We start from the raw sequence: 18,115 nt of genomic DNA on the forward strand, positions 1-18,115 counted from the left end.
ATGGCGTGATGACGCCGACTCACACGGAGTGTTCGATGTACAACTCCAGTTCGTTCACCGCCCCGAGGATGCGCTCCGGGAGGACCTCGGTGAAGCGGTCGTCGGTGATGCGACTCGCCGGGCCGGCAACGCTCAGTGCGCCTATCACCTCGCCGCCGGCGTTGATTGGCGCACCGACCGCGTGAACGCCCGCGGTCGTCTCCTGTCGGTTGAACGCGTAGCCGCGGTCGCGGACCCGCTCAAGCTCCTCGAACAGCTCTTCGCGGCTGACGCTATCGCCGTGGACGCCGTCGAGTCCGCGGGCGTCGATGATCGACTTCACGCGGTCACGGTCGTAGTTCGAGAGGATCGCCTTTCCGGCCGCGCTCGTGTGGAGCGGCCCGCGTTTGCCGACGTGGGCGCCGGTCTGGACTGCGCTCTGTCCGACCTCCGTGTAGAGGTACACTCGCTGTCCGTTCTCCTCCACGAGGAACTGCGCGCGCTCGCCCGTCTCGTCGGCGAGCGCGTCGACTTTCTCCTTGATCATCGGATACGCGGTCACACGGCGCTGTATCTGGCCACCGACCGTGAGAAACTGAAGGCCGAGCGCGTACACGTCACCGTCGTGAACCACGTAGCCGTGCTTCTTGAGCGTCGTGAGGTGTCGGTGGATCGTGCTCGGAGCTAATTCGATATGCTCGGAGAGTTCGGCGATCGTCATCCCATCAGTACCGCGCAGCACCTCGACTATCTGTAACGACGTTTCAGTCGTTTTGGCGACCGATTTGGGCGTGCTTTTCATGCGCGTTCTATCGCTAGCAGATACTTAACTTCCCGGTAACTCGGAGAGTACGCAATTATTCGACCAGAGGTGCAGGCCAGATCGGCCGATAACACGAGCTAATACAGACGATATCCGAGCATATCGAATTTGGATGCGTCTCACGGCCTGTCGAGGGGCGAGACTCGGATCGATCGCCGGCGTGTCACCCGTGCCACGGCGACGGAGTATCTCTCCTCGTCGTTAATGGGGAATTACAGATATATGATTGTAACACCAATGCGGTTCTATCGACAAGATGACCGATACGGTCACAGACTGGCCGATAGGCGCGCGGTACTATCGCGCAGTCAGTATCGCGTCACGCAGTCAGCATCACGTCGCGCGATCAGTATACAGTTTCGACATGCGGGATTCTGTCGGACAGTACAGTTAGACGCCCGCCTGCACCGTCAGACCGCGGTTACTCGGTGACGACGAGCACTCTGAGGTCGTTGACGTTGGTTCCGGTCACGCCCGAGACGAGGAGCGCGTCACGCTCGTCGAGGTACGGATACACGTCGTTGTCGGCCAGCGCGGCGGTCGCCTCCCGCGCGTCTTCGCTGCTCGCCACGGTCGCGGCGGTGACGAGCGCCCCTGCGGCGTCCGTCGCACCGTCGATACCGTCGGTGTCGATGGCACCGAGGACGACGCCGTCGGGGAGATCGAGTGCGGCGCTCACCGCGAACTCCTGATTCGGTCCACCGGTCCCGTCGCCGCGAACGGTCACCGTCGTCTCGCCGCCGGAGAGGATGACGGCCGGCGGCTCGATCGGATTCCCGGTTATTTGTGCTTCCTCCGCGAGCGCGACGTGCGTCTTCGCAGCCTCGCGTGCCTCCCCCCGGACCGACCGCGAAAGGATCAACGGCTCGTAACCGGCGTCGTCACACGCCGCGGCCGCGGCCGCGAGCGCGGTAAATCCGTCGGCGAGGATGTGTACGGACACGTCGTCACACGCCGCGGATGCGTCGTGGTCCGCCTCCGAACCGGCCGTCGCAGCCGACGTCGATTCGAGATGTTCGACGACCGCGCCCGGCGCGTCGATGTCGTAGTCCCCGAGAACGTCCAGCGCGTCGGCGGCAGTCGTCGGGTTCGGCGACAGCGGGCCGCTGGCGACGACGGCGGGATCGTCCGAGGTGACGTCGCTGAACACGAGACCGATCGCCGTCGCCGGGGCGAGCGCACCGGCCAGACCGCCGCCTTTGACGTCCGAGACGGCACGTCGGACCGTGTTGATCGCTTCGATCGGTGCACCGCTCCGAAGCAGCGAGTCGGTGAGGTCGGTGAGCGCCTCGAGTCCGATGTCGCCGCTCGGAGCGGTGAGGAGCGCGCTCCCGCCGCCGCTGACCGCGACGAGCGCGAGCGTGTCCGCGTCGCACTCGCGGGCGCGGTCGAGGAGGCGGCGCGTGCCGGTCACGTTCGACTCACTCGGGAGCGGATGGGTCCCCTCGACCATCTCGACGGGTCCCGCCGGTGCCGGGTCGTCGGTGACGACGACGCCGCCGTCGATGCGGTCGCCGAGCCGATCATAGAGCGCGGCCGCGACCCGACCGGCGGCGTTACCGCCGCCGAACACGAGCAGTTCGTCGTATCCTGAGAGGTCGACGGCCTGGTCGGCAACCTGGAGCGTCTCGTCGTCGACCGTCACGTCTGCCGCGATCACCGACCGCGGATGTGCCGCGTCGACGCCGGCTTCGAGCGCGTCGAGCGCGACTCGGCGGGACGCCCCGCGTCCTTCGGTGTCTCTGTCGCCGCCGCCGACGTCGTCGCGGTCGAACATACGAGCCCTTCCGCGGGTTTCCTCATAAACGTTGACCCTCGCACGAGTGTCGCCTTCGGTGAGTCCCCACGCTTATGTCGACCGCGTCGGAGGCGTACGCATGGACACACTCGACGACCTCGTCGTGCCCGAGGAAACCGTCCTCGAAGCCTGCGGCGACACGCCGCTGCCGGAGCTCGGACTGATAGAGCGCGTCTGGACCACCGACCCCGTCCCGAGCGACCGCGTCGAGTCGGCGGCGGCCGAGGCGGTCGACTCGCTCGATTTCGACGACGTGCCGGCGGGGGGTGAGGTCGCCGTCGGTGCCGGAAGCCGCGGGATCGCAAACCTCCCGTCTATCGTACGCGGTGTCGTTGGGGCGGTCCGCGACGCGGGATACGACCCGTTTGTGTTCCCGGCCATGGGAAGCCACGGCGGTGCGACGGGTGAGGGGCAACGCGGGATGCTCGAATCGCTCGGCGTCACGGAGGATGCGATCGGCTGTGAGATTCGGTCGAGCATGGAGGTTGTCCGCGTCGGCGAGACCGACGACCGGGGCGTTCCCGTGTACGCCGACGCGCACGCCGCCGCGGCCGACGCGATCGTGCCCGTCAATCGAGTGAAGCCGCACACCGACTACGACGGACCCGTCGAGAGCGGCCTTTCGAAGATGCTCGTGATCGGCATGGGGAAACAGCGCGGCGCGAAGACGGCACACGAGTGGGCGATAGACTGGAGCTTCCGGAACATGATCCCGGAGATCACGGAGGAACTGCTCACCGAACTACCGGTCGCGGGCGGCGTCGCCATCGTCGAGGATCAGTTCGACGACACGGCGCTGATCGAGGGCGTCCCGCCGTCCGGCTTTCTGGATCGAGAGGCGGAGCTGTTAGAACGCGCGTACGACCTCCTGCCGACCGTCCCGTTCGACGACGTGGACGTGCTCGTCCTCGACCGGCAGGGAAAAGACGTCAGCGGACAGGGTATGGACACGAACGTGATCGGTCGGCGACCGTTCGCGATCAACGAGCCCGCACCCGACCGCCCCGACATCAAACGCATCTTCGTCCGGGGACTGACAGAGACCACCCACGGGAACGCGATGGGGATGGGGTCCGCGGACTTCGTCCATCGCGACCTCGCCGCCGAACTCGACAGTTCGACCTCGCTCATCAACGCGATCACGGCGAGCACGACGCGGGGCGTCCGCCTCCCACCCGTCGTGGAGACCGATCGCGCGGGCCTCGTCGCATCGCTGTCGACGGTCGGCGTCGTCGACCCCGAGACGGTACGTGTGCTCCGAGCCACGGACACCATGCGGCTCGACCGGCTGTACGCGTCGCCCGCGCTCCTTGAGGAGGCCCGCGACCGCTCCGACCTGCGAGTCGTCGCCGAGCCGACGCCGATCGAGTTCGACGGCGGGGCGTTCGCGGCATCGACTCCCCACGAAACGGGAGACGCCGACACCTGAGTCCGGGGTGCCCTCAAGCGCTCACCGTCCTCAAAGTTGGGACACAATTATCACATTCCAATATATTATTCAAAAATTATGATTGTGCGTCCAGTCTTGTCATCGAAGATGACGGCTCGCGGAGCCGATTTGCCTGTATGGAAACGCTTTCCCGCCCAACTCCAGACAGTTGAACCGACATGGATCTAGCTATCGACGGCAACGCGGCGCTCGTCACCGCATCGTCAAGCGGACTCGGCAAGGCGTCGGCGAAGGCGCTCGCTCGCGAGGGAGCCAACGTCGTCATCAACGGTCGCGACGAGGACCGACTCGCCGAAGCGCTCGAAGAGGTCGAGGCGGTCGCATCGGGAGAAGTCGTCGCGCAGTCCGGCGATCTGACCGACCCCGACGACATCGAGACGCTCGTCGAGCGGACCGTCGACGAGTTCGGGACCATCGATCACCTCGTCACCAGTGCGGGCGGTCCGCCGTCCGGGGCGTTCCTCGACACCGACGACGACGACTGGGAGGACGCGTACGAGCTGCTGGTGATGAGCGTCGTGCGGCTCGCCCGCGAGGCCGAGCCGTACCTCAGCGAGGGCGACGGCGGAACGATCGTCACGATCACGTCGAGCAGCGTCAAGGAGGCGATCGACAGTCTCGTCCTCTCGAACTCCGTCCGCATGGGCGTCATCGGTCTCGAAAAGACGCTCTCGAAGGAGTTCGCGCCCGACGTGCGGGCGAACGCCGTGCTTCCCGGTTCACACGAAACCGCTCGTATCGAGAACCTTGTCAACGCCGCGCTCGAACGCGGCGAGTACGACTCCTACGAGGAGGGGCTCGACGAGTGGGCACAGAACCCGCTCGAACGCGTCGGCGACCCGATGGAACTCGGCAACACCGTCGCGTTCCTCTCTTCGCCGAAGTCGGGATACGTCAACGGTGCCGCCCTCCCCATCGACGGCGGGTCGACGCAGTCGAACCTCTAGCGGGCGCGACAACCCGCGTCTTCGGATGTCAGTCTGAACAGGGTTTCACGGCCGGTCGCGAACGGTCGAACACGACGCGATTGTGTATCGGCCGATCCGTCACTGCATGATATTAATGAAATTGTATGATTCCACCAACGTATCATATTTTTGAGTGTGTGTCGGTCACTCGAACGACGGGTCGCGCTTCGCTAAGAACGCCTGCATTCCCTCACGCTGATCGTGCGTGCCGAACAGTCCCGACCACGCGCGGCGCTCCACGGCGAGTCCCGTTGGGGTCGGACCGTCGTCGGCCGCGTTCAGCGCCTCTTTTGCGGCGCGCATCGCCGTCGCCGACTGCGCTGCCAGCGTCTCCGCTAACTCGTCGACCCGGTCGTCGAACGCCTCGTCGGCGACGACCTCGCCGACGAGGCCGCACTCGGCGGCCGCGTCGGCGTCGATCCGCTCGCCGAGGAAGATCAGGCGACGCGCCGTCTCGTCGCCGACGAGCGCCGGCAGCCGCTGGGTGCCGCCCCATCCCGGGATGATTCCGAGGTCAATCTCGGTCTGCCCGAAAACGGCGCTGTCGGCGGCGACCCGGAGGTCGCAGGCGAGCGCGAGTTCACAGCCGCCCCCGAGCGCGTAGCCGTCGACCGCGGCGATCACGGGCGCGGGGAACGACTCGATCGTGTCGGCGACGCGGTGTCCGAGTTCGGCGTACGCCTGCGCCTCCGGCGTCGACAGGTCGACCATGTACGAGATGTCCGCGCCCGCGATGAACGCCTCCTCGCCCGCACCGGCGAGGATCACCGCCCGAGCGTCTTCGGCCGCGGCCTCTGCGAGCCCCGCTTCGATCGCTTCGAGCGTGTCGACGGTGAGGGCGTTGAGCTGATCCGGGCGGTCGACGGTCAGCGTCGCGACGCCGTCCTCGACGGTGAGCGTGATTGTGTCCCACGTCATGCCTGCGACTCACGGCGGAGGGGGAAAACCGTTCGCCAGCCGGAACCCACTGGCCGAGCGCGGTGCGCCGGCGGTCCCGGCGTCGCGGTCACCTTCGCTCGCGTCGGCTCGCGCCTCAGAGTTCCTCGCGGCTGTCGATCTCGGTATAGATGAACCACGCTGCCGTGTACGCGCCGGTAAAGAGCAGGTAGCCGAACACGAGGCCGACGAGCTGTCGGGAGCCGAGTCCGCCCGGAAGTGTCCGCGAGAGCACCGTCAGCGCGACGGCGAACACGACGAGTGAAAACACTCCGGAGAGAGCATACACGCCGAGATCAGAGGTGAGGCGGTCGCGCACGACCCGACCAACGCAGCCGACTAATAAACAATCGTCGGTCACTCCGTCGGTCGTGCGGACACCGTCCCGCCGCTGCGCGGATTGCAACCCATATATGCCCCCGGGGACACGTAGGGGTATGAACGGAAACCGGTTCGGTCGACTCTTCCAGTTGACCACCTACGGGGAGAGCCACGGCGACGCGATGGGTGTGACGGTGTCTGGCGTTCCCGCGGGCGTCGAACTCGACGAGGAGGCCATTCAGGCGCAGCTCGACCGGCGCAAGCCGGGGCAGTCGATGATCACGACCTCGCGTGGCGAGCCCGACGAGGTGACCGTGAACTCCGGCGTGCAGGACGGCTACACGACCGGGACGCCGATCGGAATGGTGATCCAGAACAAGGACGCCCGCTCGGGGAAGTACGAACCGTACGTCACCGCGCCGCGACCCTCCCACGGCGATTACACCTATTCCGCGAAGTTCGGCACGCGCAACTGGGGTGGCGGTGGACGCTCCTCGGCGCGTGAGACCGTGAACTGGGTCGCCGCGGGCGCGGTCGCAGAGCAGGTGCTCGACGCCTCCGAGTACGACGTGGAGATCAAAGCGCACGTGAACCGGATCGGCGACGTCGAGGCCGACGCGGTGAGCTTCGATCGGATCCTCGAACGCTCGGAGGAAAACGACGTCCGGTGTGCCGACCCCGAGGCGGCCGCCGAGATGCAGGAGCTGATAGAGGAGTACCAGGAGGCGGGCGACTCCATCGGCGGCTCCATTTACTTCGAGTGTCGGGGCGTCCCCCGCGGGCTCGGCGCGCCGCGCTTCGACGGCTTCCCAAGCCGGCTCGGGCAGGCGATGTTCTCGATCCCGGCCACGACCGGCGTCGAGTTCGGGCTCGGCAAAGACGCGGTCGACGTGGCGGGAAGCGACCGCAACGAGGACTGGACGTTCGACGACGGCGAGTCGTTCGAGCACGTCGAGAGCGAGGAGGGCGATCCCGTCCCCGTCGGCAACGATCACGGCGGGCTCCAGGGCGGCATCACGACTGGCGAGCCGATCTACGGCGAGGCGACGTGGCACGCGCCGACCTCGATCCCGAAGAAGCAGCGCTCCGCCGACTGGGAGACGGGCGAGGAGAAGACGGTTCAGGTCGTCGGGCGACACGACCCCGTCCTCCCGCCGCGGGCCGTCCCCGTCGTCGAGGCGATGTTATACTGCACCGTCCTCGACTTCATGCTCCTCGCCGGCCGGATCACCCCCGACAGAGTCGACGGGAGACCGGGCGAGTACGACACCGACTACCATCCGAGCAGTCCGGACAACGCGTAGCGAGCGCAACGCACCGTCAACAGTCGCGTTCGGCGCGCGCCTCGGAGCGCCCGATAGGGCGCGACGGAGCCCGCGCGAGGGAGACCGAGGGGACCCGCCGGACCGGTCCGGCGGGTCACCGAGGCCGAGGCTGGGGAGGCGTGAGGTGCGGTTGTCGACCGCGACCGCGACGCGTCGGTTCCTGCGTCTGACCCGCCGCCCGACTCACACTCCCCCCGACAACCCGACTCACTTCTCCGGCGACCACTCGCAAGCGTTCCCGGCGGTGAGGTCGTTCTCGTCGATGTGCGCTGACAGACAGGCGTAGTTACAGAAGTACGCGGGCGAGCCGCAGTCCTCCTCGCAGTCGCGTACGCATATCGGGTCGTGCTCGAATATCCGCGACCCGCAGTAGACGCACGTCTCGTCGGCCGCGGGCGTCGACACGGTCGTGGACATAGACGACGCCACGCTCTGGGGTGACGAAAGCGTTTCGCGGCCGCACTCGTGAGGCGACCGGCCGCGGACTACTCTGGGACTCCGAACCGCCCATCACGCGGCCGACCACGGACCCTCGGGCGGGTCGGGAGTCTCCCGAACCACGTCGAGCGGCAGCCGATTGCGCGTCCGTTCGACGCCCTCGGCGACGTTCTGTCCGGCGGCGTCGAAGTGCGCCGCCGCCACGAACGGGTTGACGCTCGACGGTTCGGCGTGTGCGTACACGTCGACAGCGTCTCTCCCCGCTTGGGTGCGAAACAGAATGAGGTGGAGCTGCCGCTCGGCGAGCGGCCTCGGTCGGTACACCCACGATCCGACCTCCGGATCGCCATCGCGGGTCTTGAGTCGCGACAGGGGGTTGCGGCGAAAGCCACGGTTCCACAGCAGCGTCTCGACCTCCTCAAGCGATCCGCCGAGGGTTCCGGCGTACTCGGCCTCCGTGACGGAACGCGGGCCGGCCCGGTCGTCGAAGGCGGCACCGAGCAGCTGCGACATCCGGGCGCGAAGCGGCTCGATCCACCGGGATCGCGGGCCAGTCGCCCACCGGAACGGCGGCGCGTACTGGATCACGATCCCGACCGCCGCGCCGAGGACGGCGACCGCGCGTGTCCCGAGTCGAGTCGGTGTGTCCACCATCAGCGCCTCGCCTCGACGTCTTTGTACCACTCCGTCAGTCGGGAGAGGCGGCTGCGCCTGATGCTATCGAGGGCGTTGTCGCGTGCGTCGAGTGCGACAGCGATCTGGTCGTGAAGCGTCGTATCGCCTCGGTCGAGCGTCCCCTCGCCGACCCGCCGAGCTATTACCCGGCTGGCCTCGTAAAACCGATACACGTGGCGGATCTCGGTGGTCCTGAGCTTTCCGATCGAGCGCAGTTCGGCGTCCAACAGATCGGTCGACAGGCGTGCTCGGAGCTCATCGCGGCAGAGTGCGCCGTCGCGTACCGTGGCCGTCTCGGGCTCAACACCCTCGTCGCCAAACAGCTCCACTTCCAACTGCTCGATCGCCTCGCCCACGTGTCGAATTTCGAATATCAGCGACCGCCTGAACCGGTCGCGACGAATCCGACGCTCGTTCCAGTTCAGGAGGCCGTACGCGAGCACCCCCGCCCCGCCGCCGATGAGTGCGCTGGTCACTTCGACGCTCAGTCCGCCGGCCGTCGAACCCAGCATACGCCGGTTCGACGCGGCCAACTCGCTAAATTCTATCGGCGACGGCGGTCGCACACGGAACGGATCGAGCCGATCTCACACCACCACGACCGCGTCGACGACGAGGATTACGAATCCAACGAGGAAGGCCTCGGTCGCGGCGTCGGCGTGCCCGTGGCCGTGCGAGAGGGGGATCAGTTCTCGGAACACGACGGCGAGCATCGTGCCCGCGGCGAACCCCGAGGCGACCGAAAACAGGCCGTCGCGACCGGGACGAGAAGGAATCCGAAGGCGGACGCGATCACCTGCGGGACGATCCCGGCGAGCGCCGTGTACCAGATCACTCGGAGGTTCGACATCCCAGTCTCCGCCATCGGCACCGCGAACGCGACGTCGATAGCCAGCCCCTCGGGCCGTTGTGAAGGGTGATCGCACCGCCGACGAGCAGTCCCGCCATCACCGCGGCGAGCGTCTCCTCCTCCCTTCCCGGGGTGACCACCCGAAGACGCTGGCCGCGACCATCAGTCCGGCGCGATCCCGAGCGGGGTGTCGTACACGCCGTGAGTGACGCGGTCCCGCACGAACACGGGCAGCGCACCGAGCCCCGTCGCGACGCCCGCGATGCCGCTTCCCGAAGCCACGCCGGCGAGGTCCGTCATGCCTCCGGGTTGTGCGGCATCTGTTTAAAAATCGCTGCCACGGCTGCAGACGGTTTGCGTCACGCTCCGCCGGTTTCGCTGCCTCCGTCGCTCGTCGGTCGCGTCACGCCTCGACTATCCCGCGGAGGTCACGGCCGTACGCGGCGACGGCGACGGCGACGGTTGCGAGCGCGCCGACCGGGATCACGGTGAGCCATCCCGCCGTCGTCCCGACGCCGAACCGCAGCGCGAGGCCGGTCGACACCCACAGCGACGCGCCCGCGGCGAGCACCAGGAGTCCCCCGGTGACACGGCGGTCTTCGCGCCCGCACGCGATTCCGGAGAGCGCGCTCCCCGCGGCGAGGAGGTGAAATCCTACCGCGAGCGGCCACGCGCGGATCGACGGCGGGAGCGTCGAGAACGCCCGCGGCTGATCGAGGAAGTAGCGCCACACAGGGTAGCCGCCGACGCCGCCGAGAATGTCGGTGCCGTCTACGCCGCCGCCGACCTCGGTGACGGTGAGGAATCCCCAGAGGCTCACGACGGTGACGCCGTCTCCGGGAACCACGGCCATCGGAACCACGAGGAGGGCAACGACGAAGAGCGCATCCGCGAGCGGACCCAGCGCACACGCGAGCGGACCCAACGCACGGAAGCGAGCGGCGTCGGACTCACCGGAGTTGCCGGCGGGTGACGAACCGGAAGGCATGGTCTCGTCTCGGGCGTCTGCGGATAAGTATGGTCCGGAGTGGGAAGCGACGCGCAACGCTCTTTGTCTCCGGCGGCGGTGCGTCCGGTATGCGAGTCACCGTCGTCGGCAGCGGCTACGTCGGAACAACCCTCGCGGCCTGCCTCGCGGACGCGGGCCACGACGTGACCGCGGTCGACATCGATCCGGACGTTGTCGCGGCGCTCAACGACGGCCGCGCAGCGATCCACGAGCCGGGCCTCGACGACCTGCTCGCCGAACACGCGGGTGACCGCCTCCGGGCGACCACCGAGTACGACAGCGTCCCCGACGCCGACGTGACGTTCCTGGCGATCGGCACCCCATCGAACGCAGACGGCAGCATCGACCTTTCCGGACTCACCGCGGCCGCCGAGATGACCGGCGAGGCGATAGCCGGGGGATCGGCGGCGACTCCCACCGCCACCGCGCCGGACTGTCACCTCGTCGTCGTCAAGAGCACGGTCACGCCGCCGGGAGTGACCGAGATACGAGAGGCGCTCCGCGAGGGGGCGGGAGGCGTCTCCGACCGCGTCGAACTGGGCACGAATCCCGAGTTCCTCCGCGAGGGGTCTGCTGTCGACGATTTCCAGCACCCCGACAAGCTCGTGTTCGGGACCGACTCCGCGTGGGCTGTCGACCGACTAGACGCCCTGTACGAACCGCTCGTGGCCGCGACCGACGACGACGTGCCGATCATCCGGACGGATCCCGAGACGGCCGTGATGATCAAGTACGCCAACAACGCCTTCCTCGCCGCGAAGATATCGCTGGTGAACGACCTCGGGAACATCTGCAAGCAGTTCGGGATCGACGCCTACGAGGTGGCCGACGCGATCGGCCTCGACGACCGAATCGGGGAGCGGTTCCTGCGCTCGGGGGTCGGCTGGGGCGGGAGTTGCTTCCCCAAAGACGTCGACGCCATCCGCGCGGCGGCTCGCGAGGCGGGGTACGAGCCCGCGCTGCTCGACGCGGCCGTCACGGTGAACGACGGCCAGCCGGAGCGCATGCTCGACTTGCTCGACGGCCACGCCGACGTCACCGGCGAGCGCGTCGCGGTGCTCGGACTCGCGTTCAAACCCGGCACCGACGACGTGCGCAGCTCCCGAGCGATTCCGGTCATCGAGGGCCTCCTGTCGCTCGGCGCGACCGTCGTCGGCTACGACCCCGTCGCGACCGCTTCGAGACGGGAGCGATCGAGTACGCCGACTCGGCCGCGGCCGCGCTCGACGGGGCGGTCGCCGCGCTCGTCGTCACCGATTGGGACGAGTTCGCGGCGCTCAACGACGCGTTCGACGCGATGGCGGCCCCGGACGGCTCGGACGCACCGGTCGTGGTCGACGGTCGGCGGGTGATACAACGCCGCGAGGGGATCGCGTACGAGGGGCTAACCTGGTAGCGCGCGGCCGACGTGGTTAGTAACGCGCGGCCGCTCCGGTAGCGGGCCGCCGACGGAAATGGTCCGTCGCTTCCCTCCGATTTTATATATCACCGCTCTGTGTGGTCGGGTATGGCAGCCCTCCAATCGCTGCGGCCGGCAGTCGGTGGTATCGTTCGGAACCCGATTCTCGTGGTCGTCGCGGCGCTCTTCGCCGTCGCACAGCTTCCCAACCTCCTCGTGCCGCCGTCCATGCCGGTGCTCTCTCTCGCCGTATCGATCGGTCTGTTCGGCGTGTTCGTCCTCGGTCTCCCCTTCGCTCAGGGCGGCTTCCTCGGAATGTCCGACGAGGCGGTCACCGGTCACACCCGGCTCGGAACCTTCCTGCGCGTCGGCAAGGAACACTACGTCCCCCTGCTTCTCGGATATCTGGTCCTCCTCGCGTTGAACTTCGCGTTCGGGTTCCTCGCCTTCTTCGGTGCCATGGCCGTCGTCCTCGGCGGCGCGTACACCGCGGCCGAGAGCACCGCGGCAGGAAGCGCGATGTCGATGGGTACGGGGCCGACCGCGGGCACAGGCGGTGTCGCGGCGGGAGCGAGCGGGTTCGGTGCCGACCCCACCATTCTCGCCGCGGCCGCGATCGTCGGACTCGGACTCCTGCTCGTGTACTTCCTCGTGACGTTCTTCGTCCAGTTTTACGCGCACGCCGTCGTCCTCGACGGGACCGACCTCGTGGCCGGGTTCCGTCGCAGCGCCAGCCTCGTCCGGCACAACGTTGTCAGTGCCCTCGGGTACACGATCGTTCTCTTCGTCGGCGGAACCATCTTCGGCGGCGTCGCCGCCCTCTCGTCGTCGATCGCCGCGGTCGCGTTCGGCGGCGGAATGGCAGACGGAAACCCCGCCGCCGAGCTGCTCCCGGCGCTGTCGCCCGCCGTCGCCGCGGTCGGTCTCGTCGTGTACCTCGTCGTCGTCGGTGTCATGGGCGCGTTCTACGGGACTTACTCGGTGGCGTTCTACCGGTCGCTCTCGGGGTCGGCGTAATCCGTGGTCGGGTCGCCGAGACACGCTGGAAACGACCCGTCGCGACCCGCGTCCGCGTCGTGCGGGCGACACAGTTCTGAGTCAAACTACGCGACAGGCTCCGGCTACGCCAGCAGGCTCTCGCCGTCGAACGCGTCGTCGACGTCGACACCCATGAGATCGAGGATCGTCGGCGTCACGTCGAAGAGGTTCGCGCCATCGACGTCGAGGTCGGGATCGGTCGCGTACAGAAGCGAGTTCTCGAACTTGTGCATCCCGTTTCGCGGCCCTTCGGTGAAGACGGCCTCTTTCCCCGAGAATCCGGATTTAAGATCGAACCCGTCGGCGGGGATGACGACGAGGTCGGGCGCGATCTCGTCGTGGTCGCCGTCGAAAACGGTCTCGCCTTTCACGATCCGCTTGCAGACCTGCCGGCCGTCGGGGCCGGTGAGCGATTCGAGGTCGTCGATAAGCTCCTCGCGCGTCGCCTCGTACTCGGAGTTCGGGACCGAACCGTTCGGCTCGCGGCCCTCCAGATTGAGGTAAAACCGGCCGGGAATCAGCGAGTAGGCGCGCGCGTCGTCGCCGATGTCCGCCAGCGCGTCGTGGTCGTCGCCGTCGTAAGTGAGCCATCCCTCCTCGGCGAGGAACTGATTGCAGTTCACCTCCCATTCGAGCCGGGTGAACCCGTGGTCGGAGGCGACGAGCAGAGTGGTGTCGTCGTCGAGCGTCTCCCGGATCTCGCCGATGTACTCGTCGAGCGTCCGGTAGAACTCTACGAACTCTGCGCTGTACTCGCCGTCGGTCGCGTAGTCGCCGTAGAGGAAGTGGTTCACCCGGTCGGTGCTCATAAACACGCCGAAAAACAGGTCCCAGTCGTCCTCGGCGAGGTAGTGCGAGAAGGCCGAATAGCGGGCGTCTAGCGTCTCGTGGGCGTTCTCGATGAACGCTGATTTGTCGTCGTCGTGCCCGAGCTTGGCGTTGACGTCGATCTGGTAGTCGAGCCCGTCCAAGGTCCGCCGGACGGACTCGTCGCTCGACGCCGATTCGAGGTCGGGCGAGAGGAACCCGGACACCTGTCGCTGGATCCGCGTCGACGGCGGGAACGTGACCGGGACGTTGAGCACGGTCGCGTCGCGGCCGGCGTCGGTGACGCGGTCCCACAGTCGAGTCGCCTTCACGTGTTGGCCCATCGGCACGTACGTCTCGTAGGAGCCGACCTCGCGGTCTTGGAAGCCGTACACGCCCGTCTCGCCGGGGTTGACGCCGGTCGTGAGGCTCGGCCAGCACGCGCTCGACTCCGGCGGGACGATGCTCTCCAGTCGCCCCGCCGAGCCCGTCTCGGCGATGTCAGTCAGATTCTCGAAGACGTCGGGGTGGTCCTCGACGAGGTCGAGCGGTACGCCGTCGATCCCGAGGAAGACAACGCGCTCGTCGTCGTCACCGCGGAGCCGATCGAACAGTCCCATACAACGGGGTTCACTCCCGTCGACATATCGCTTGTGCTCTGGCGATTCACGCCGCGTCACCGTCGATCCGGCAGGAACTACCGCGGAATCGGAGCGGCGGCGACGGCGGCCGCCGCCCCGGATCCGTGGCGACACCCGCCGTCGTCGCCGTCGGGTGGCAATCGCGGCCGATTCAGAAGGCCTATTCACCTCGGCGAAGACATATCCGGCGTATGAGCGATGACTTCCCGGCGAGCGTCGACGTCGAGTACGACGACGGCGAGGGCGAAGACCCGTCCGACTACCCGTCGCTACAGCACAAAATCGAGAAGGCGGTCGAGGTCACCCGCCGCGGCCTCGAAGAGTACGACAACCCGGCGGTGATGTGGACGGGGGGAAAAGACTCCACGCTGACGCTGTACTTCATCAATCAGGTGGCCGACGAGTACGGGTACGAGAAACCGACCGCGGTCTTTATCGACCACTACCAGCACTTCGATTCGATCACCGACTTCGTCGAACACTGGGCAGACGAGTGGGACATCGAACTGGTGTACGCGCGTAACGAGGACGTCGGCGCGTACGTCGACGAACACGGGTTAGAGCCGGGCGACGACATCCCCGTCGACGCGCTCTCCGAGCACAACCAACACCACATCCGCGACATCTTAGAGTACGAGGAGGACACGTTCCCGTTCCTCTTGGACACGTACGTCGGGAACCATCTCCTGAAGACGGTCGCGCTCAACGACGCCTTAGAGGAGCACGACATCGACGGCGTCATCTCCGGCGTGCGCTGGGACGAACAGGAAGCGCGCGCCGACGAGACGTTCTTTTCGCCGCGCCACGACCCCGATCTCTTCCCGCCGCACGACCGCATCCAGCCCATCCTGCAGTTCGCCGAGGCCGACGTGTGGGAGGCGTTCTGGGGGTACGTCGTCCCCGACACCGTCGAGGCGTTCCCCGACGAGGGGTACATTCCGCAGGCCGACGACGACCTGCCCGAGGGGGTCACCCAGGCGGACATCCCCATCTCGCCGAAGTACTTCGCCGGGTTCCGCTCGCTCGGCAGCGAGGTCAGTACGGAGAAGACGACGGAGGAGCCCGCGTGGCTCCAGAACCTCGAAGACACGACCGAACGCGCCGGCCGCGCCCAGGACAAGGAGGACCTGATGGAGCGCCTGCGCGACCTCGGCTACATGTAGTCGCGGCCGGACGCACGCGCTCGCCGACGGCGTGACTCCGGGTCGGCGGCCGGTACCGATCCGGTGGCTTCACTTATCGCCCCGCCGACCGCGAGATATGAACAAACGCGGCCACGTTCTCAACGCGCTCTTGCTCGCGCTCGGGCTCGGGATCGTCATCGAACCCGGGCTCGACGCGGCCACGGCGCGAACGACGGCACAGATCACCGTCCCGATCGTCTTGGGCGCGCTGTTCCCCGACGTCGACACCGCGTTCGGTCGCCACCGGAAGACCCTCCACAGCCTGCCCGTGCTCGGGATCTTCCTCGCGTACCCGATCGTGTTCGGCAACCTCCAGTACGTCTGGATCGGCGTGTTGACACACTACGTGCTCGACGTGGTCGGAAGCCGGCGCGGCATCGCGCTGTTTCACCCGCTTTCGGACGCGGAGTACGGGCTCCCGTCGGGCGTGACGACGAGCAGCAAGTACGCGGACCTCGTCACAGTCGTCGTCACCGCAGTCGAACTCGCGATTTTCTGGGCGCTTCACACTTACGTCGTCACGCTCGATCTCGACCTGTCGGCGGCCTCCGAGGCCGCGGCCGGTCTCGGACTCTGACCGCGGGTCGCACTCCGCTCGGGTGCCGGATTTCGGGTCGCCGCTCTCTACTTCGGCCGGTAATCCGACAGTGCACCCGAGTAGACGCTCACGTCGGAGAATCGCCCCTCGTAGGCGACGTTCGTCGGGAGTGTCGGCTCGTCGCCAGATAAGAAGAGCCGATCGAGCTTCTCCCAGGTGTTCTCGTACGCGAGGTGGGCGAACTCGACCATTCCGCGGATTTGGTGGGCCGCGCCGCCGCGGTGGACGACCGTCCGTGACAGCCCGGTACGGAAGGCGTCGACGACGTCGTCGACGCCGTCGAGCGCGGCGTCGAACTCGGTCCACGCCTCGCCGACCGTGCCGCGCAGGTGGGCGTACGACGAGCCGAACCCCGGCTGGCCCGTCGCCTCCGCGATCCGTCGCGTCCGCGCGTTCTGGTGCGGGAGCAGCTTCGTGTTGTACGTCTCAATCGCGGAAAGCCTGTCCGCGTGCGCGGCGATCTCCGGGCGCGTGAGCGAGATGGTCGCGAACCCGGGGTGCGGAACGAGCACGGCCGCGTCCTGCCGATCGAACTCGGCCATCGCCGCCTCGAAGGTGATGTAATCGGGAACCGGTTCGGACAGGCCGAGCACGAGGACGTGTCGCCGGTTGCCCCAGTCGCCGGTGAACACCTCGCGGGCGGGAACGACGGTGAGATCATCGTCGGAGAACCGAGCCGCACGATCTCGGATCGTCGGTAGGCGGGTGAAGTGTGGGGCGTACACGAGCGCGTCGATCCCTCGCTCCTTCGCGAGGGCCACGACGTCGTCGTCGAGCACCTTCACATGTGCGTCGACGCGCGTTCTCGGTCTGGTCACGAGTAGGTGATGTGCGTCGCCGAGCAAAGGCGTATCGTTCGACGGTCACGCGCCGGCGGCGGAACCGCAGACGCCTCCCCCGCGGCCGGTCCGGCGAGAAGCGGGGGAAACGGTTAATCCCCCTCGGCGGCGACCACATGGACATGCCCCGCTGGACGTGCGGCATCGACGGCTGTGACGCCGCCTTCGACGACGTGGAATCGGCCATCGTCCACCAGACGAACGGCCACCAGCGCCACGAGTGTAAGGTGTGCGGAACGATCGTTCCCGACGGCTACTTCGCGATCCGACACGCGTTCGACGAGCACACCCGCGCCGAGTTCGTTCGGGCGTACGACGCGGACTCCGCCGCCGTTCGCCGCCGCGAGGAGATCAAACGCGACATCGAGCAGGAGGCGGACCTCCAGAGCGTCGTCGAGCAGTTAGACCGCTCTGAGTAACCTCCAGTCGAGCGCGGTCCTTGTCGTTTATACCGACGACCCCCGAACACCCTCTGTGGACCTGCACGTCCGGTACGAGGGCGACGACGACCCCGACAAGTGTACGGCACGGAAACTCGCGCGGTTCGACCTCGCGACGCTCCACCGGTCCGACCGCGCGACCCCGTACGGGATCGTCCTCAATCCCCACGCGGAGCGCGCTCTGTCGCCGGCCGACGCCGAGACCGCTCGCGAGAACGCGCTCGTCGCGCTCGACTGCTCGTGGGAGTCTGCGGGCGAAAAACAGTTCACGCTTCCCGGAGAGCACCGCGCGCTGCCGTACCTTGTGGCCGGCAACCCCGTGAACTTCGGACGACCGATGCGTCTCACGACCGTCGAGGCGTTCGCCGGCGCGCTCGCCATCCTCGGCGAGCCCGACCACGCCGAGCGGGTCATGGCGAAGTTCACGTGGGGCGAGACGTTCCTCGACCTCAACGAGGAGCCGCTTCGGCGCTACGCCGACTGCGAGGACTCGCGCGAGGTCGTCGCGGTCCAACAGGAGTACCTTGACCGCGAGTGACCGCTGTCCGTCGGCGGGCGTCGAAATCCCGCCTCGAATCCGCTGTCGGAGAGTATCGG

The 18,115-nt window shown here is 67.4% G+C and carries 18 protein-coding genes and 2 pseudogenes; 9 read left to right on the plus strand and 11 right to left on the minus strand.

The window, feature by feature from the left end; genetic code table 11:
* Window positions 1-19 precede the first annotated feature (19 nt).
* Together EP28_RS01635 and EP28_RS01640 are read right to left on the minus strand one after the other, a co-directional pair.
* The gene (locus tag EP28_RS01635) at window positions 20-781 is read right to left on the minus strand and encodes an IclR family transcriptional regulator (RefSeq protein WP_049982266.1); all 762 of its coding nucleotides are present in this window, start codon (window positions 779-781) and stop codon (window positions 20-22) included.
* 442 nt (window positions 782-1,223) lie between these two features.
* Complete coding sequence (locus tag EP28_RS01640) at window positions 1,224-2,579, minus strand: glycerate kinase type-2 family protein (RefSeq protein ID WP_049982267.1); 1,356 nt, start codon at window positions 2,577-2,579, stop codon at window positions 1,224-1,226.
* 100 nt (window positions 2,580-2,679) lie between these two features.
* On the opposite strand from EP28_RS01640, the gene EP28_RS01645 reads away from it, so the two are divergent.
* Both EP28_RS01645 and EP28_RS01650 read left to right on the plus strand, forming a co-directional pair.
* On the plus strand, window positions 2,680-4,029 hold the full coding sequence (locus EP28_RS01645) for a nickel pincer cofactor-dependent isomerase, group 22 (RefSeq protein WP_049982268.1): 1,350 nt from the start codon (window positions 2,680-2,682) through the stop codon (window positions 4,027-4,029).
* Window positions 4,030-4,208: 179 nt separating this feature from the next.
* The gene (locus tag EP28_RS01650; protein ID WP_049982269.1) at window positions 4,209-4,997 is read left to right on the plus strand and encodes an SDR family oxidoreductase; all 789 of its coding nucleotides are present in this window, start codon (window positions 4,209-4,211) and stop codon (window positions 4,995-4,997) included.
* A gap of 165 nt (window positions 4,998-5,162) precedes the next feature.
* On the opposite strand, the gene EP28_RS01655 is transcribed toward EP28_RS01650, so the two are convergent.
* Together EP28_RS01655 and EP28_RS01660 are read right to left on the minus strand one after the other, a co-directional pair.
* Window positions 5,163-5,936 (minus strand): enoyl-CoA hydratase/isomerase family protein, encoded by a 774-nt coding sequence (locus EP28_RS01655; protein WP_049982270.1) that lies wholly within the window; start codon window positions 5,934-5,936, stop codon window positions 5,163-5,165.
* A gap of 115 nt (window positions 5,937-6,051) precedes the next feature.
* Window positions 6,052-6,273: a hypothetical protein gene (locus EP28_RS01660; protein ID WP_049982271.1), complete on the minus strand. Its 222-nt coding sequence runs from the start codon at window positions 6,271-6,273 to the stop codon at window positions 6,052-6,054.
* A gap of 118 nt (window positions 6,274-6,391) precedes the next feature.
* Between EP28_RS01660 and aroC the strand changes: the two genes are divergently transcribed.
* Window positions 6,392-7,579 carry a chorismate synthase gene (aroC, locus tag EP28_RS01665; protein WP_049982272.1) on the plus strand — a complete coding sequence of 396 codons (1,188 nt, stop codon included), beginning with the start codon at window positions 6,392-6,394 and terminating at the stop codon, window positions 7,577-7,579.
* A 228-nt stretch (window positions 7,580-7,807) separates the two neighbouring features.
* Here the strand turns inward: aroC and EP28_RS01670 are convergent, their stop codons facing one another.
* The 5 genes and pseudogenes from EP28_RS01670 to EP28_RS01685 all read right to left on the minus strand — a co-directional run bounded on the left by EP28_RS01670 (window position 7,808) and on the right by EP28_RS01685 (window position 10,551).
* The gene (locus EP28_RS01670; protein ID WP_049982273.1) at window positions 7,808-8,017 is read right to left on the minus strand and encodes a hypothetical protein; all 210 of its coding nucleotides are present in this window, start codon (window positions 8,015-8,017) and stop codon (window positions 7,808-7,810) included.
* Window positions 8,018-8,110: 93 nt separating this feature from the next.
* Window positions 8,111-8,692, minus strand: coding sequence for a hypothetical protein (locus EP28_RS01675; RefSeq protein ID WP_049982274.1), 582 nt, complete (start codon window positions 8,690-8,692; stop codon window positions 8,111-8,113).
* Window positions 8,692-9,225 (minus strand): hypothetical protein, encoded by a 534-nt coding sequence (locus EP28_RS01680; RefSeq protein WP_049982275.1) that lies wholly within the window; start codon window positions 9,223-9,225, stop codon window positions 8,692-8,694. The genes EP28_RS01675 and EP28_RS01680 overlap by 1 nt, the downstream gene beginning before the upstream one ends.
* Before the next feature lie 75 nt (window positions 9,226-9,300).
* Window positions 9,301-9,863 (minus strand): annotated as a pseudogene (locus tag EP28_RS13585) (ZIP family metal transporter).
* Window positions 9,864-9,966: 103 nt separating this feature from the next.
* On the minus strand, window positions 9,967-10,551 hold the full coding sequence (locus EP28_RS01685) for a TIGR04206 family protein (protein ID WP_080506019.1): 585 nt from the start codon (window positions 10,549-10,551) through the stop codon (window positions 9,967-9,969).
* A gap of 89 nt (window positions 10,552-10,640) precedes the next feature.
* Between EP28_RS01685 and aglM the strand changes: the two are divergent.
* Both aglM and EP28_RS01695 read left to right on the plus strand, forming a co-directional pair.
* Window positions 10,641-11,968 (plus strand): annotated as a pseudogene (aglM, locus tag EP28_RS01690) (UDP-glucose 6-dehydrogenase AglM).
* Between the two features lie 111 nt (window positions 11,969-12,079).
* Window positions 12,080-12,988: a DUF7847 domain-containing protein gene (locus tag EP28_RS01695; RefSeq protein ID WP_049982276.1), complete on the plus strand. Its 909-nt coding sequence runs from the start codon at window positions 12,080-12,082 to the stop codon at window positions 12,986-12,988.
* 104 nt (window positions 12,989-13,092) lie between these two features.
* Here EP28_RS01695 and EP28_RS01700 read toward each other — a convergent pair whose 3' ends face one another.
* Complete coding sequence (locus EP28_RS01700) at window positions 13,093-14,436, minus strand: alkaline phosphatase family protein (protein WP_049982277.1); 1,344 nt, start codon at window positions 14,434-14,436, stop codon at window positions 13,093-13,095.
* A gap of 212 nt (window positions 14,437-14,648) precedes the next feature.
* Here EP28_RS01700 and EP28_RS01705 point away from each other — a divergent pair, with 212 nt between their 5' ends.
* Both EP28_RS01705 and EP28_RS01710 read left to right on the plus strand, forming a co-directional pair.
* Window positions 14,649-15,620, plus strand: a complete 972-nt coding sequence (locus EP28_RS01705) for a phosphoadenosine phosphosulfate reductase family protein (RefSeq protein WP_049982278.1) — start codon at window positions 14,649-14,651, stop codon at window positions 15,618-15,620.
* Window positions 15,621-15,717: 97 nt separating this feature from the next.
* Entirely contained in the window at window positions 15,718-16,218 is a 501-nt protein-coding gene (locus EP28_RS01710; RefSeq protein ID WP_049982279.1) for a metal-dependent hydrolase, read from the plus strand.
* A 47-nt stretch (window positions 16,219-16,265) separates the two neighbouring features.
* Here EP28_RS01710 and EP28_RS01715 read toward each other — a convergent pair whose 3' ends face one another.
* Entirely contained in the window at window positions 16,266-17,057 is a 792-nt protein-coding gene (locus EP28_RS01715; protein ID WP_196219583.1) for a PHP-associated domain-containing protein, read from the minus strand.
* A 143-nt stretch (window positions 17,058-17,200) separates the two neighbouring features.
* Here EP28_RS01715 and EP28_RS01720 point away from each other — a divergent pair, with 143 nt between their 5' ends.
* Window positions 17,201-17,497, plus strand: coding sequence for a DUF7565 family protein (locus EP28_RS01720; protein WP_049982281.1), 297 nt, complete (start codon window positions 17,201-17,203; stop codon window positions 17,495-17,497).
* Window positions 17,498-17,552: 55 nt separating this feature from the next.
* Window positions 17,553-18,056 (plus strand): DUF367 family protein, encoded by a 504-nt coding sequence (locus EP28_RS01725; RefSeq protein ID WP_049982282.1) that lies wholly within the window; start codon window positions 17,553-17,555, stop codon window positions 18,054-18,056.
* The last annotated feature ends 59 nt before the right edge of the window (window positions 18,057-18,115 follow it).

This window comes from Halorubrum sp. BV1, assembly GCF_000746205.1.
GTDB lineage: Archaea > Halobacteriota > Halobacteria > Halobacteriales > Haloferacaceae > Halorubrum.

Coding starts and splice junctions, on each gene's coding strand:
- EP28_RS01635 (WP_049982266.1), bottom strand. CDS start 781: ATGAAAAGCACGCCCAAATCGGTCGCCAAAACGACTGAAACGTCGTTA.
- EP28_RS01640 (WP_049982267.1), bottom strand. CDS start 2,579: ATGTTCGACCGCGACGACGTCGGCGGCGGCGACAGAGACACCGAAGGA.
- EP28_RS01645 (WP_049982268.1), top strand. CDS start 2,680: ATGGACACACTCGACGACCTCGTCGTGCCCGAGGAAACCGTCCTCGAA.
- EP28_RS01650 (WP_049982269.1), top strand. CDS start 4,209: ATGGATCTAGCTATCGACGGCAACGCGGCGCTCGTCACCGCATCGTCA.
- EP28_RS01655 (WP_049982270.1), bottom strand. CDS start 5,936: ATGACGTGGGACACAATCACGCTCACCGTCGAGGACGGCGTCGCGACG.
- aroC (WP_049982272.1), top strand. CDS start 6,392: ATGAACGGAAACCGGTTCGGTCGACTCTTCCAGTTGACCACCTACGGG.
- EP28_RS01670 (WP_049982273.1), bottom strand. CDS start 8,017: ATGTCCACGACCGTGTCGACGCCCGCGGCCGACGAGACGTGCGTCTAC.
- EP28_RS01675 (WP_049982274.1), bottom strand. CDS start 8,692: ATGGTGGACACACCGACTCGACTCGGGACACGCGCGGTCGCCGTCCTC.
- EP28_RS01680 (WP_049982275.1), bottom strand. CDS start 9,225: ATGCTGGGTTCGACGGCCGGCGGACTGAGCGTCGAAGTGACCAGCGCA.
- EP28_RS01685 (WP_080506019.1), bottom strand. CDS start 10,551: ATGCCTTCCGGTTCGTCACCCGCCGGCAACTCCGGTGAGTCCGACGCC.
- EP28_RS01695 (WP_049982276.1), top strand. CDS start 12,080: ATGGCAGCCCTCCAATCGCTGCGGCCGGCAGTCGGTGGTATCGTTCGG.
- EP28_RS01700 (WP_049982277.1), bottom strand. CDS start 14,436: ATGGGACTGTTCGATCGGCTCCGCGGTGACGACGACGAGCGCGTTGTC.
- EP28_RS01705 (WP_049982278.1), top strand. CDS start 14,649: ATGAGCGATGACTTCCCGGCGAGCGTCGACGTCGAGTACGACGACGGC.
- EP28_RS01710 (WP_049982279.1), top strand. CDS start 15,718: ATGAACAAACGCGGCCACGTTCTCAACGCGCTCTTGCTCGCGCTCGGG.
- EP28_RS01720 (WP_049982281.1), top strand. CDS start 17,201: ATGCCCCGCTGGACGTGCGGCATCGACGGCTGTGACGCCGCCTTCGAC.